The 13,134-nt window shown below is 49.6% G+C and carries 12 protein-coding genes and 4 tRNA genes; 8 read left to right on the forward strand and 8 right to left on the reverse strand.

The features are described from left to right. Nucleotides 1-10: 10 nt before the first annotated feature. The 5 genes from dnaX to AB1724_04315 all read right to left on the reverse strand — a co-directional run bounded on the left by dnaX (nucleotide 11) and on the right by AB1724_04315 (nucleotide 3,209). Nucleotides 11-1,741, reverse strand: a complete 1,731-nt coding sequence (dnaX, locus tag AB1724_04295; GenBank protein ID MEW6077014.1) for a DNA polymerase III subunit gamma/tau — start codon at nucleotides 1,739-1,741, stop codon at nucleotides 11-13. Nucleotides 1,742-1,796: 55 nt separating this feature from the next. Continuing rightward, nucleotides 1,797-1,887: transfer RNA gene (locus AB1724_04300), tRNA-Ser, on the reverse strand. Between the two features lie 74 nt (nucleotides 1,888-1,961). Beyond that, a tRNA-Ser gene (locus AB1724_04305) sits at nucleotides 1,962-2,053 on the reverse strand. A 110-nt stretch (nucleotides 2,054-2,163) separates the two neighbouring features. Continuing rightward, complete coding sequence (locus tag AB1724_04310) at nucleotides 2,164-2,892, reverse strand: methyltransferase (protein MEW6077015.1); 729 nt, start codon at nucleotides 2,890-2,892, stop codon at nucleotides 2,164-2,166. Nucleotides 2,893-2,897: 5 nt separating this feature from the next. Beyond that, nucleotides 2,898-3,209: a DUF721 domain-containing protein gene (locus AB1724_04315; protein MEW6077016.1), complete on the reverse strand. Its 312-nt coding sequence runs from the start codon at nucleotides 3,207-3,209 to the stop codon at nucleotides 2,898-2,900. Nucleotides 3,210-3,448: 239 nt separating this feature from the next. On the opposite strand from AB1724_04315, the gene hflK reads away from it, so the two are divergent. Beyond that, nucleotides 3,449-4,531, forward strand: coding sequence for an FtsH protease activity modulator HflK (hflK, locus tag AB1724_04320; GenBank protein ID MEW6077017.1), 1,083 nt, complete (start codon nucleotides 3,449-3,451; stop codon nucleotides 4,529-4,531). A gap of 13 nt (nucleotides 4,532-4,544) precedes the next feature. After that, nucleotides 4,545-5,468, forward strand: a complete 924-nt coding sequence (gene hflC, locus AB1724_04325) for a protease modulator HflC (protein MEW6077018.1) — start codon at nucleotides 4,545-4,547, stop codon at nucleotides 5,466-5,468. A 130-nt stretch (nucleotides 5,469-5,598) separates the two neighbouring features. Here hflC and AB1724_04330 read toward each other — a convergent pair whose 3' ends face one another. Beyond that, the gene (locus AB1724_04330; protein ID MEW6077019.1) at nucleotides 5,599-5,697 is read right to left on the reverse strand and encodes an AURKAIP1/COX24 domain-containing protein; all 99 of its coding nucleotides are present in this window, start codon (nucleotides 5,695-5,697) and stop codon (nucleotides 5,599-5,601) included. A gap of 169 nt (nucleotides 5,698-5,866) precedes the next feature. Between AB1724_04330 and AB1724_04335 the strand changes: the two genes are divergently transcribed. The 4 genes from AB1724_04335 (at nucleotide 5,867) to groL (ending at nucleotide 9,043) form a co-directional block, all read left to right on the forward strand. After that, nucleotides 5,867-6,433: a hypothetical protein gene (locus AB1724_04335; GenBank protein MEW6077020.1), complete on the forward strand. Its 567-nt coding sequence runs from the start codon at nucleotides 5,867-5,869 to the stop codon at nucleotides 6,431-6,433. A gap of 109 nt (nucleotides 6,434-6,542) precedes the next feature. After that, nucleotides 6,543-6,845 (forward strand): FmdB family zinc ribbon protein, encoded by a 303-nt coding sequence (locus AB1724_04340; protein ID MEW6077021.1) that lies wholly within the window; start codon nucleotides 6,543-6,545, stop codon nucleotides 6,843-6,845. Between the two features lie 187 nt (nucleotides 6,846-7,032). Next, the gene (gene groES, locus AB1724_04345; protein ID MEW6077022.1) at nucleotides 7,033-7,320 is read left to right on the forward strand and encodes a co-chaperone GroES; all 288 of its coding nucleotides are present in this window, start codon (nucleotides 7,033-7,035) and stop codon (nucleotides 7,318-7,320) included. Between the two features lie 67 nt (nucleotides 7,321-7,387). Beyond that, nucleotides 7,388-9,043: a chaperonin GroEL gene (groL, locus tag AB1724_04350; GenBank protein ID MEW6077023.1), complete on the forward strand. Its 1,656-nt coding sequence runs from the start codon at nucleotides 7,388-7,390 to the stop codon at nucleotides 9,041-9,043. 102 nt (nucleotides 9,044-9,145) lie between these two features. Here groL and AB1724_04355 read toward each other — a convergent pair whose 3' ends face one another. Together AB1724_04355 and AB1724_04360 are read right to left on the reverse strand one after the other, a co-directional pair. Then, a complete protein-coding gene (locus AB1724_04355) occupies nucleotides 9,146-10,744 on the reverse strand; it encodes a FumA C-terminus/TtdB family hydratase beta subunit (GenBank protein MEW6077024.1) in 1,599 nt (532 codons plus the stop codon). Nucleotides 10,745-10,822: 78 nt separating this feature from the next. Further along, the gene (locus tag AB1724_04360; protein ID MEW6077025.1) at nucleotides 10,823-12,553 is read right to left on the reverse strand and encodes a LysM peptidoglycan-binding domain-containing protein; all 1,731 of its coding nucleotides are present in this window, start codon (nucleotides 12,551-12,553) and stop codon (nucleotides 10,823-10,825) included. A 398-nt stretch (nucleotides 12,554-12,951) separates the two neighbouring features. On the opposite strand from AB1724_04360, the gene AB1724_04365 reads away from it, so the two are divergent. Together AB1724_04365 and AB1724_04370 are read left to right on the forward strand one after the other, a co-directional pair. Then, nucleotides 12,952-13,027: transfer RNA gene (locus tag AB1724_04365), tRNA-Thr, on the forward strand. Between the two features lie 16 nt (nucleotides 13,028-13,043). Then, nucleotides 13,044-13,129 (forward strand) — tRNA-Tyr (locus tag AB1724_04370). Nucleotides 13,130-13,134 lie beyond the last annotated feature (5 nt).

The raw sequence follows: 13,134 nt of genomic DNA on the forward strand, positions 1-13,134 counted from the left end.
ATATCGATTCTTAAGTCTTGGTGGTTACGATGTCGCCTCCGAATATATCAAGGGCATCCATTACCAGCGGGTGTACGCCCGACTTCGGCCGCGAAACCTGCGGCTGTTGCATGATCTCCGGTCTGACTTTATGGTTCAACCGGATGTCCATTGCCCTGTTATAAAATGTCGAGCAGATGCTTTTCAGGGTAGCCAGATTATCCGCCTGGCCGAGAATATCCATATTGATCTTTGATCCGTGAACGTCAATTTCCATTTTATCGCCATGAATGGTTGACAGGGCGCTGTTTCGCAAGTTTGCCGCCAGCAGGGGGTAATCGTCGTCAATGACGGCGAGAATAGCCTGCCATGCCTGGGCGTGGCTCATGTCCGCTGTGCCTGAAGAAGGTGCCCCGGCCGGTTTCCGTTCATGTGCCGAAGCATCGCCTGCATCCGTTTGCCGGCTGCGGTTGCCGGAGGGCGAGTCGGTCTTGTCGTCCGGAGCCGGTTTGTCCGGAGACCGGAGTACGGGCTCCCGGCCTTGCGGGCGATGAAAATTCTCGGGACCGGCAGTCGTATCAGCTCCCAGCGAACCGCTGGAATGGTTTCCCAAGTTCAGAAAATGATCCTTCAGGGCGTCAATTTTTTCGATCAGTGTGTCGACGGGCAGGGCGGGTTTCAACTGGCAGATTTTAATGAAGGCCATTTCCAGTGCGATTCTGGGCTGGCTGGAGTATCGAATGGTTTTCTCCTCATCCAGAAGAACCGCCAGGGCCTGATGCAGTTGAATTTCCGTCATGCTCTGAATTTGTGCCCTGATCTGTTCCACTTCATGGGAGGGTATGGCCGCTGAGAATTTCATGTTTTTCCCCAGCTTGACAATCAACAGATCCCTGAAATGCGACAGGAGCTCGGAATACAGTTTTTTGATATCCATTCCGCCGCGGTACATTTCATCCGTCAGTTCCAGAATCCTGGCGATGTCTCCACAGAGCGCGGCCCGTGACATGGCAAAGAGGCTTTCCCGGTTGGTGATACCGAGAATATTGACCACATGATCCTGCGTGAGCTGGTCGCCGCTGCAACTCATCACCTGGTCCAGAAGGCTTAACGCGTCCCGGATGCTGCCGCCCGATTCCCGGGCGATCAGTTCCAGGCTCCTGTTTTCCACCTGATATCCCTCCTCCCCGCAAAGGCGTGCCAGATGGTTGACCAGGGATTCAAGGGACACATAGGAAAGATCGTACCGCTGGCACCGGGAGAGAATGGTAATCGGGATTTTGTGCGGTTCGGTGGTGGCGAATTCAAACATGACGTGTGGCGGCGGTTCTTCCAGCGTTTTTAACAGCGCGTTAAACGCGGAAGCGGTCAGCATATGCACTTCGTCGATAATATATATCTTATACCGGCTGTGGGCCGGCATGAATTTGATGTTGCCGCGAAGTTCTCTGATCTGGTCGACGCTGTTGTTGGAGGCCCCATCGATTTCGTACACATCGGTGGCGTTACCGGCAGTGATTTCCCGGCAGGAGCGGCACTGGTTGCAGGGTGTCGGCGTCGGACCCTGCTCACAGTTCATGGCTTTGGCCAGAATGCGCGCGATGGTTGTTTTGCCGGTTCCCCTGGGGCCTGAAAAAAGGATGGCATGAGCGACACGGCCGGCAGCGATGGCGTTCATCAGGGTCTGCGTCGTCTGGTGCTGTTCGATGACTTCCGTAAATGTCTGGGGGCGGTATTTGCGGGCCAGAACAAGGTAGGCCATGGGAAACAACCTTCCGAAAATCAGCTTGCCGAAGACGGCGAAAAATCAGATATGGTGGCGGAGAGAGAGGGATTCGAACCCTCGGTGCCTTTTACAGCACACACGATTTCCAATCGTGCACCTTCAGCCAGCTCGGCCATCTCTCCGCAATGTCGGAATTTTGCAACAGTGAAGACATACCGGGGCGGGCAGTTTAAGGATAACCACCGTTTGAAGTGGCTGGCGGAGAGGGGGGGATTCGAACCCCCGATCCCGCATTAACAGGATACCGCTTTTCGAGAGCGGAGCCTTCAGCCGCTCGGCCACCTCTCCTGCATGTGCGAATGGTATGTCGACACCCGTTTTTACATCAGCAGTTCATGGAACAAGACATAAAACGGTATACTAACCCTCCGAGTAAACGCCTGTCAATTTTTTTTATGCTAGGGGGCAAACATTTTTTGGGCTTCGGGGGTGTAAGTCCCGTCATCATGATAAATTATCAGGGGCGGGGGAATGGTGATCCCGGGGCGGCTCTTTTTGCCGCCTTTTATAATGAAAAGTTTGGCAGGGTCGCCCGTCCGTGAATGGATCATGCGGATCATCTTCGGCTCGATGCTATCCAGCCGCATCCGGGCAACCATGTCGACCAGGCGGGAAGCGGGATAAACGGCGGCAAACTCCCCGTAGGTCCTTAATAACCTGCCGGCCGCGGCGGTGGCCTCCGCCAGCGTCATTGCAATCTCGTGTCTGGCAATAGCCCGCTCCGGGTCGGGATTGATCCGTCCAGTCGATGATTTTCTAAAGGGGGGGTTGCATACCACCAGATCATATTTTCCAATGGGCATTTTGGCTGCGGCCTGATTAATATCTTCACAGCAGACAGTGATACGGTGTTCCAGGTGGTTGCCGATGACGTTCTCTATCGCCAGTGCCGCCAACTGCGGCTGAATTTCCAGGGCATCAATGGTGACCGCCCGGTGCCGGTAAGCTAGAATCAGCGGGATGATGCCACAACCGGTGCCGATATCCACAATCCTTGCATTAGCGGCCGGGAAAATATGCCAGGCCAGAATGACGGCATCTATGGAAAAGCGATATCCGCGGGCGTTCTGTTTAACACGGATGCGACCATCAAAAAAGGTGTCTTCCGTAAATTGAGTCGCGGCCAATGGTTTCAGATGTTCACTTTAAATTTAATATCGGAAACAAGATGGCTCCCGGCGGCGGTGTTGATCTTCTCGATAAGGTTTTTTTTGGAAAAGCGAAGTTCCTGGATCCAGGCCGGGCTGGACACATGCACCGTCAGCGTCTGGTTTTTCAAACAGGCCGGACGCGTGTTCTTTGCGATCGGATCCCCGACCGTTGCATCCCACAACTCCCAGACCCTGGTGATTGGCTCTCCGGAGGTTTGCAGCCATTTTCCCAGAGTCGTTCTGATGATGTCGCTGATATGTTCAAACTCGTGATTCGTTTTCTTCCCGGTCATTTTTATCGCCTGACGGCTGAATCCGCTTTAGAGGAAATAGCGCCGCTCAAATAAGGCAGTCAAGTTGATTTAAAAAGGATTATCAGGCCGTAAGATAACCTTTTTCTGTATCCCCGTAAATGATTAAAAATCGAAACAGCAAGCGCCGCTCATGTCTTGACAATTTTTACCTCCTGTGGTTTAACTGCTGAAAAAATTTATGGTTAGCAATCATTAAGGGTGGTTGGAGAATTTCTGTGATGGATGCCGGCAAATCGATGAACTGGGACTGGGAAAAGCTTCAGCAGCAGCAGAAAAAACGAACAGGGCAGCGTGGAGAGGGGGGCAACGGGGGAACCCCGCCGCAGATGGATAATATCATAAACAAATTTAAAGGCTTTGATTTTTCCTGGTTTCCCGTTCTGTTGATCGGATTGATTGTTGTGGCCATTTTCGTGGCAACGTCGACCTTTTACACCGTAGGTATTGACGAGGTCGGCGTGGTTCAGCGTTTTGGAAAATACACCCGGGAAACGGCCCCCGGCCTGCATTTCAAATTACCCGCCGGAGTGGAAAGGGTAACAAAGGTCAAGGTTAAACGGGTTGAAAAAATGGAGTTCGGCTTTGAAACCCTGGAAGCGACGGACAAAACAACTTTTACTTCCGATAAGCAACTTTTTGACAATACGAATGTCGGGGAAAGTCTCATGCTGACCGGCGATCTGAATGTGGCACTGGTCCCCTGGATCGTACAATACCGGATTAAGGAACCGGACAAATACCTTTTCGAAGTTAATGATGTGGATCAGTTATTGAGGGATATGTCTGAAGCGGCCATGCGTCTGGTGGTGGGAGATCGCAGCATCAATGAGGTCATCAGCAATCGACTCGAAATCGCCAACGAGGCCATGTCGATTTTACAGAAGGAAATGGATGAGGCGCAGAGCGGAATCTGGATCGAGGCCGTGGAATTGAAGAAGACGAATGTTCCTCCGGAGGTGCAGCCTTCATTCAATAACGTGAACCAGGCTTTGCAGGAAAAAGAAAGACAGGTTCAGGAGGCGCTCAAAGATTATAACACGGCGGTTCCCGCAGCCGAAGGTGAGGCCCAGGGTATTGTTAAAGCGGCTGAAGGCTATGCGGTGGAAAGGATAAACAAGGCTAAAGGTGATGCGGAAAAATTTATCACTATTTATAACGAATATAAAAACGCCGAAGACATCACCAAAAGGCGTCTCTACCTGGAAACGCTGTCAAGAGTGCTCCCCAATCTGGGAGAAAAGTATATTGTTGATGCTGAACAGAAAAATTTATTACCCCTGTTGAATCTGGGCAAGGAATAAGGGCGGTAAATCAATGAAGAACGGTCAAATTATACTGGTTGTGCTGCTGATTGCCTGTCTTTTTCTCGGCTATAATACGCTTTTTGTGGTTGATGAAACGGAGCAGGTGGTGGTTACCCGGTTTGGTAAAGTCGTCAGACAGCCAATCGTTACCCCCGGACTGAACATCAAAACCCCCTTCGTTGATATTGCCAACTATTTTCCGAAAAATCTTCTTCAATGGGACGGTTCTCCCGGTCAGATACCAACAAAAGACAAGACGTTTATCTGGGTGGATTCGTTCGCCAGGTGGCGCATCATTGATCCGGTGGCTTTTTTCCAGACGGTGGCCACACTGCCTTCGGCCATTGCCCGGCTTGATGATATTATCGATCCGGCGGTGAGGAACCTGGTGACGTCTTACCCGCTGATTGAAACGGTGAGGAAAAGCAATCGGGAACTGGACACCACCCGCAAGGGCGATGGATCGGCCGATATTTTTACCATAGAGATCGGGAGCGAGAAGATGGTCAGGCAGATTGTGGATCAGGCCCAACCGAAGCTGGCAAAATTCGGAATAGAACTGATGGATGTCAAGTTCAAGCGCATCAATTATGTTCAGGAGGTCCGCAACTCCATATATCTGCGCATGACCGCTGAAAGAGACCAGATGGCGGAAAAATTCCGTTCCGAAGGTCAGGGAGAGGCGAATAAAATCAGGGGGGAAAAGGAACGCGAGTTGAAGCGCATCTCCTCGGAAGCCTATCGAACGGCGCAGGTGATAAAAGGAAAAGCGGACGCCGAAGCTCTGGCCATCTACGCCGATGCTTATGCGCGGGCCCCGGAATTTTATTCGTTTGTCAAAACACTGGAAGTGTACGAATCCTCTCTGAATAAAAGCAGTTCCCTAGTGCTTTCAACGGATTCCGAATTTTTTAAATATCTAAAAAAATATTAGCCAGCGCCCTGATATCTTCGAATAAGTGTAAAACATTTCCGAAATTAAAAACGCCGCCTGTAAGATGATATTCTCATCATCAAACAACCGGCGCTTTTATTTTGTGTAAGGACGGAGGGGAAATGTGAGTCTATTTTCCCTTGTTCCTTTGATGACGGGTTTTGGCGAGCAACTTGCGGTGTTTGTGTTTGCGCATCTTTTTTCTTCTTTTTTTAATGACGGAACCCAAAAAAACACCTCCTTACTGATGATATGATTTTTCAGTTTATAGAATATTGTTAAGTTATTCGATCTGGGTTATATGAATATATTTTACTATTTGCAAGAGTTTTTTAAGAGGTTCGCTCTAAAAGCACATCGAAAGGCCGGGGGGCAGCGATAATTCGGGCGGCCCTCTGATGTCGGTCAGGTTTATGAATAATATTCAGCACGACGGCAGAAGAAAGCGGTTTTCCGCCTCCCAGATTAAAACTATCAATAAGTCCGTTGCTCTGGCTGAAGAACTGGTCTGTAATTTTTTCAAGATGTCCGCGACCCAGTGGCTGCGCCACCGCTATGATGTTAAAACGTACGCTGATTTGACGTTTCAGGAAAAGGTAGACGGCCCGTTCGCGCAGATCGTCCGTTATTCCGGTCAGCGGGAAGGTGATTCATTATGCTCGTCCACATACGACTTTTATAAAATCTGTTTGCAGGACAACGCAATTATTTCGGCCGTGAAAAACAATCCCGGTATTGCGCTTTTCCCTTTTGTCGTATACATTGTCGTGCACGAATTGATTCATATTGTGCGTTTTGCAAAGTTTTTCCAGCAATTTAACGCTTTGCCCGAAGAACGTGAAAGGGAAGAAGACCGGGTCCATAAGATAACCGGGGAGCTTCTGTCGAGGCATGACATTGAAGGGATTCGGGAAGTGATTCAATTTTATTCGCACTGGCAGGAGGAGCGGGAACCGATTTATTGATTTGTTCGTTTTGATGCTTGACAAAATGTCAATGTGTCTTATTTTTTCCCATAATGTGTTAACAGTTGAGCTGATATGGTAATTCTAAAGCTCAAGGGGGATGCCAAACATGCCGATTTACGAGTATGAGTGTACAAAATGCGGAAGAGTGAACGAAGTCTGGCAGCAGATGTCCGATAAGCCGTTGAAAAAGTGCAGTGAATGCTCCGGGAAACTGCAGAAGCTGATTTCTCGAAGTTCCTTCCATTTGAAGGGATCAGGGTGGTATGCCACAGACTATGCGGGCAAATCAACCGCCGCTTCACGTAACAACAACAAATCTTCAGACGCCGTTGCGGAAAAAGGAGATTCGCAAAAGGTAAGCTCCTGTTGTAAACAACAGGAAGCCACTTCCGGATCAAAATCCGAATAATTAAACAGTGAATGCTTTTTTTCAGTATCCAGTTTTATGAACGCACGTCCGGGCATCGTGACCCGCAAATGATGAGTCTGGTTTCGCCCCGGTGGTGTTGGTCATAATTGTATAAAGACCGTAAGGACGGATTTAATCATCCCAATATTATTGTTTAACAACAGCGTTATGCCTAAGGAGGAAAAAAATGAAATTCAGGCCGTTACATGATCGAATTCTGGTAAAGCGGGTGGAAGAAGAGATGAAAACCAAAGGGGGGATTATTATTCCGGATACCGCCAAAGAAAAGCCGATTGAAGGCAAGGTAGTGGCCACCGGCAAAGGCCGCATCGGCGAGGACGGCAAAATCATTCCTTTGGAAATCAAAAAAGGGGATCGTGTTTTATTCGGAAAGTATGGTGGAACAGAAGTTAAAATTGATGGGGAAGAATATCTGATTATGCGTGAGGATGATATCCTCGGGGTCGTAGAATAATGCCAGCAGACAGGCATTGATTATAAAATATAAAATAATAAATATAAATAGTTAAGGAGTGTGACTTATGGCTGGAAAAGAAATAAAATATTCGGCGAAGGCGCGTGAGGCGATGCTTTGCGGTGTCAATATTCTCGCCGATGCGGTGGCGGTAACGCTGGGGCCCCGGGGCAGAAACGTGGTAATTGAAAAATCATGGGGATCTCCAAATGTAACCAAAGACGGCGTGACGGTGGCCAAGGAAATCGAACTGGAAGACAAGTTCGAAAACATGGGCGCTCAAATGGTAAAAGAAGTGGCTAGCAAAACCAGTGATACCGCTGGTGACGGCACGACAACCGCTACGGTGCTGGCAAGGTCGATATACAGGGAAGGACAGAAGCTGGTTGCCGCTGGCAACGATCCCATGGCGATCAAGCGCGGTATTGATAAAGCGGTAGAGGTCGCCGTGAAAGAGCTGGCCAAAATGAGCAAAGAAACCAAAGATCAGCGGGAGATCGCTCAGGTAGGCACCATTTCAGCCAACAACGATGAAACCATCGGTAATATCATTGCGGAGGCCATGGGTAAAGTCGGTAAGGAAGGTGTCATCACGGTGGAAGAAGGCAAGTCCATGGAAACCGAGCTCGATGTGGTCGAGGGCATGCAGTTTGATCGCGGCTATTTGTCTCCCTACTTCGTTACGGATCCGGAAAAGATGGTCGCCTCTCTGTCTGACGTGTTTATTCTTCTGAATGAAAAGAAAATATCCAGCATGAAAGAGTTGCTGCCGATTCTAGAGCAAATCGCCAAGACCAATAAGCCGCTTCTGATTATCGCCGAAGATGTGGAAGGTGAGGCCCTGGCGACGCTGGTTGTCAATAAACTGCGGGGTACCCTGCATGTGGCGGCGGTTAAAGCCCCGGGGTTCGGTGACAGAAGAAAGGCCATGCTTCAGGATATCGCGACACTGACCGGCGGGCAGGTGGTTTCTGAAGATGTCGGTATCAGCTTAGAAAAGATTACCATGGCTGATCTGGGTCAGGCCAAACGCGTCACGGTAGACAAGGATAATACCACCATCGTCGGTGGCGCCGGAAGCAAGGCTGAACTTGAAGGCCGGGTGAAACAGATCCGTGCCCAAATTGACGAAACGACTTCGGACTATGACCGGGAAAAGCTTCAGGAACGTCTGGCCAAACTGGTCGGCGGAGTGGCCGTGATTAATGTCGGAGCGGCGACTGAGACGGAAATGAAAGAGAAAAAGGCTCGTGTTGAGGACGCATTGAACGCGACCCGGGCGGCGGTGGAAGAGGGCATCCTTCCGGGCGGCGGTGTGGCGCTGATTCGTTGCCTGGAAGCGCTGGACAAGATCAAGATCAAGGCCGATCAGCGCCTCGGCGTTAAAGTCGTTATGCGGGCAATTGAAGAGCCCTTACGACAGATTGCTGAAAACGCAGGGGTGGAAGGATCGGTTGTTCTCAACAAGATCAAAGAGGGTAAAGATGCCTTTGGTTATAATGCCGCATCGGATGAGTACTGCGATTTGATGGAGGCGGGCATCATTGACCCGACGAAAGTGGTCCGCTTTGCCCTCCAGAATGCGGCCAGTGTTGCCTCGGTCATGCTGACGACGGAAGCGATGATCGCGGATAAACCGTCTAAAGATGAAGGCGGTCCTGGTGCCGGCATGCCTCCGGGAGGCGGTATGGGCGGTATGGGCGGTATGGGCGGTATGATGTAACCTGCCGTTCGATCCGACGACAGATAAATAAAAAAGCCCCCGTGGCGCAGTTAATGCGCGGGGGCTTTTTGTCGTTTTAGGCATGTATCGGCGGATGCCGGTCTATATTAGATTTGTGATCCGTAGTTGCTCAAAGAAATCGTTCCCCTTGTCGTCCGTAATAATAAATGCTGGAAAATCCTTGACGGTGATCATCCGCACGGCTTCCATGCCTAATTCCGGGAACGCGATAACCTCCACGCTGGTGACACATTCTTTTCCCAGCTTGGCGGAGATCCCGCCGACCGCACCCAGATAAAATCCACCATGGGCTTTGCATGATTGGGTTACTTCCGGTGACCGGTTTCCCTTGCCCAGCATGATCAGGGATCCCCGGTTTTTCTGAAAGACCGGAACGTACGGATCCATTCGTGCCGCTGTTGTAGGCCCGAAGCTGCCTGAGGGAAATCCTTCCGGGGTCTTGGCCGGACCGGCATAAAGAATGATATGGTTTTTCATATACCAGGGAAGCGGGTTGCCTTTTTCCATGTCTTCCAATACCTTGGCATGGGCGATATCCCGGGCCACGATTATCTTCCCGTTCAGCAACAGGCGGGTGGTAACCGGATACTTTGTCAATGTGTTTCTTATTTCATCAATATCATGGTCCAGATTGATGCGGACGGTTTCTTTTTCTGTGGCAACCGGCTCCGGGAGAAATCTCGCGGGATTGTTTTCCAGTTGTTCCACGAAAATTCCCTGTTCCGTTATTTTCGCTTTCATGTTTCTGTCGGCACTGCAACTGAGTCCGATGCCGATCGGGCATGAGGCGCCGTGTCGGGGCAGACGGATAACTCTTGTGTCCAAGCAAAGGTTTTTCCCGCCGAATTGAGCACCGAAACCCGAATCGCAGGCCAGTTGAAAGAATTCTTTTTCCATGTCCAGGTCCCGAAAGGCGTGACCGGAAGTATTCCCGCGGGTTGGAAGACTGTCCAGATAACCGGAAGTCGCCAGCTTTACAGTTTTCAGATTGGCCTCGGCCGAGGTTCCGCCGATAACGACTGCCAGATGGTAGGGCGGACAGGCTGCGGTGCCGATGTGGTTGAGCTCTTTCTTGAAAAAGTTTTTTAAAGACTTGGGGTTTAATATGGCTTTTGTTTTTTGAAAGAGGAAGGTCTTGTTGGCGGATCCGCCGCCTTTGGCAATAAACAGAAAATGGTATTCATTGCCAGAAGTGGCATAAATGTCGATCTGGGCCGGAAGATTGGTGCCGGTGTTGACTTCCTCATACATGGTCAGCGGCGCGTTTTGGGAATAGCGCAGGCTGTATTTTTGATAAGCATTGTAAACGCCTTGGCTGAGGACTTCCTTATCGGAATAGCCTGTCCATACGCGCTGGCCTTTTTCCCCCATGATGGTGGCGGTCCCCGTGTCCTGACAGAGCGGGAACACACGGGCCGCCGCAATGACGGCGTTTTTAATTATTTCCAGGGCCACATAGCGATCATTGCCGGAACTTTCGGGATCCTTCAAAATCCCGGCGATTTTTTCAAGATGGGCCGTCCGCAGTTGAAACGCAATATCAGTGAAAGCGGCTTCCGCCAGCAAGGCCAGACCTTCTTGCTCAATTTTCACAATTGAATTGTTTTCAAAGACACCGGACGAGGTGTACGCATTCGACAAAAGGCGGTATGGAGTTCGATCCTCTTCAACGGGATACATATTCTGGTAATGAAATGGCTGCACCTGATAAGCCTCTTTCTTTCATAAGGATAGATTGAAACGCTGACGGGTTCGATATTATTTCACATATACCGATTGCTTGGGAAAGATTGTGCTGTTTTTAGTCATCTTGTTCAGCTCTAAAAACTGTTCCAGCGTCATGTCATGCTTTTGAGCAATGATAAACGGGGTATCTCCTGATTTCACCCGATAGGTTTTTTTACTCTCTTCGGTTAATTGTAACACCTGACCGACGGACAGCGCTGTTGATGATAGGTTGTTCAATCGCTGGATTGTGCTGACGGTTGTTCCGTAACGCTGGGCGATGTTCCAGAGAGAATCTCCTCTGGAAACAACATGTTGAGTAATTTTTCTGGCTGTTTTCGGGGCCATTTCCGAGGTCGTTGCCGATACCCGGCCACGGGCATCCGGTATTTTCAGGAGCTGACCGGGTTTAAGGGTGGATTTTTTGGTGATATTGTTGGCAAGGGTAATTTTTTGAATGGTTGTTTTGTATCGTCTGGCAATTGTCGAAAGGCTTTCCCCGCTTTTTACCCGGTGATAGGCAGGACCGCTTTCCGGCTCGTATCTGGCGGAAGAAACAGGAAGAGAATCAATGGCCGCCAGCAGTTCTTCTTTCTTTCCAATGGGAATTCTCAACGGATAGGTGACGCCCGGAAGCGTCTGCTGTCTCAATTCGGGATTCAATTCCACTAGCAGGTCCTGTCCGACTTCGAGAGCGTCCGCGATTTTCTGCAGGTGTACCTGTCTGGATACCGGTATGGTTTCATATGGGATTGGCGGGTCGGGCGTTACTCCGGACAAACCATATTTCCCGGGATCAGAAACGATATGCAGGACCGCCAGAAACCGCGGCACATATCGGGCGGTTTCGCAGGGCAATTGTTTATAGAGATCCCAGAAATTGTCCAGATAATTGATTCCCTGTGTTCTGATCGTCCGCAAGACACGACCTTCCCCGCTGTTGTATGCCGCCAGTACAGTGGACCAGTCGCCAAACATCTGGTGCAGTGCCGTCAGGTATTTGATCGCCGCTTCAGTGGACTTTTCAGGGTCCATGCGCTCATCAATAAACCCATCCCGCTCCAGACCGAACTTGTAGCCGGTAGAAGGGATAAATTGCCATAATCCCAGGGCGCGGGCTTTTGAAAAAGCATTGGGTTTGAAACCGCTTTCTATTAAAGGCAGCCAGGACAGCTCGACAGGCAGTCCGGCTTTTGAAAACTCTTCAACAATATAAGGCCTGTATTTCCCGGAGCGCCGGTAAGCATTGATGAAGAATTCTCGCTCAGCTCCTTGAGTAAACGAATCAATCTCCCGTTGAACCTCGCTGTTCATCGTCAGTGGAATGGCGTTATAGTCTCCATTGACGACGCTGTTTCGGGAAGCATATATTTCCAGAATACGTTTTGAAATCAGAAATCGGATATCCTCTTTCTGCTGCATCAGTTCCGTGATGTCGCTTTCGTCTATTTTTAAAAGAAGCGTATAGGCCGTATCGAGTGTCTGGATAGCATTGTCAAAGTCGCCCTTTTGCCAGAAGTCCTGTGATGCGTTACACAGTTCAAGCGCTTCGTCGAGTATGGATTGGCTTTGAGCATCTACGGTCTTTTCCACATTCTGGCAACTCATTTCCTCGGCAGTCCTGTTTTTTTCGGCAGCCACGTCCGGGGCAGTTATCATGCTTGTGGCCTTGTACCCAGACGGTTTCTGACGAACCGCATTGCACCCACCCAAGAAGAGGGATGCAGTAAAAAGTAAGACGACAAACTGGTTGTATCGATTCATTGATAAAAACCTAAATTAAAAGAGATGAGGTCTGGTAATACGGAGCGGTGCTCCAGGGACTTTTTGCAAAAACTTCCGACTGAATCATATGGTCGTGCTGCCCGATAAAAAGTTTTGGCCGTTGCTGCTTGCAAATTAAAATTTATGTAAATGGTATCCGGTGCTATGTCAAGAAAAACCCGGTTATCTCTTCCAGATTATTAGGCGGAATTTGTTCTTGCTAAATAATCAGATTGGCGATAAATATTCGCCGGGTAAAAGGGCTCCCATAAACGTTTGTTTTTATTTGTCTGTTGAAAACGAAAAAATAGAAAAAATCACTTGACAATCTGTCGTTGTAAAAATAATATCTTCAGATTTGATAAAAAGATCAGGCAATATTGACATATTAACCTGCGGCCAGCGTAGCTCAGGTGGTAGAGCTACTGATTTGTAATCAGTGGGTCGGGGGTTCGAATCCCTCCGCTGGCTCCAAGGTGTGAAGTCGGAGGGTGGGGTTCCCGAGTGGCCAAAGGGAACAGACTGTAAATCTGTCGGCATCCGCCTTCGGAGGTTCAAATCCTCCCCCCACCACCACTCTG

The organism is Thermodesulfobacteriota bacterium (assembly GCA_040753795.1).
Taxonomy (GTDB): domain Bacteria; phylum Desulfobacterota; class Desulfobacteria; order Desulfobacterales; family Desulfosudaceae; genus JBFMDX01.

Excerpts from the sequence above, each read along its gene's own strand:
- hflK (MEW6077017.1), top strand. The coding sequence starts at position 3,449 with ATGGATGCCGGCAAATCGATGAACTGGGACTGGGAAAAGCTTCAGCAG.
- AB1724_04335 (MEW6077020.1), top strand. The coding sequence starts at position 5,867 with ATGTCGGTCAGGTTTATGAATAATATTCAGCACGACGGCAGAAGAAAG.
- groL (MEW6077023.1), top strand. The coding sequence starts at position 7,388 with ATGGCTGGAAAAGAAATAAAATATTCGGCGAAGGCGCGTGAGGCGATG.
- AB1724_04315 (MEW6077016.1), bottom strand. The coding sequence starts at position 3,209 with ATGACCGGGAAGAAAACGAATCACGAGTTTGAACATATCAGCGACATC.
- hflC (MEW6077018.1), top strand. The coding sequence starts at position 4,545 with ATGAAGAACGGTCAAATTATACTGGTTGTGCTGCTGATTGCCTGTCTT.
- groES (MEW6077022.1), top strand. The coding sequence starts at position 7,033 with ATGAAATTCAGGCCGTTACATGATCGAATTCTGGTAAAGCGGGTGGAA.
- AB1724_04355 (MEW6077024.1), bottom strand. The coding sequence starts at position 10,744 with ATGTATCCCGTTGAAGAGGATCGAACTCCATACCGCCTTTTGTCGAAT.
- dnaX (MEW6077014.1), bottom strand. The coding sequence starts at position 1,741 with ATGGCCTACCTTGTTCTGGCCCGCAAATACCGCCCCCAGACATTTACG.
- AB1724_04360 (MEW6077025.1), bottom strand. The coding sequence starts at position 12,553 with ATGAATCGATACAACCAGTTTGTCGTCTTACTTTTTACTGCATCCCTC.
- AB1724_04340 (MEW6077021.1), top strand. The coding sequence starts at position 6,543 with ATGCCGATTTACGAGTATGAGTGTACAAAATGCGGAAGAGTGAACGAA.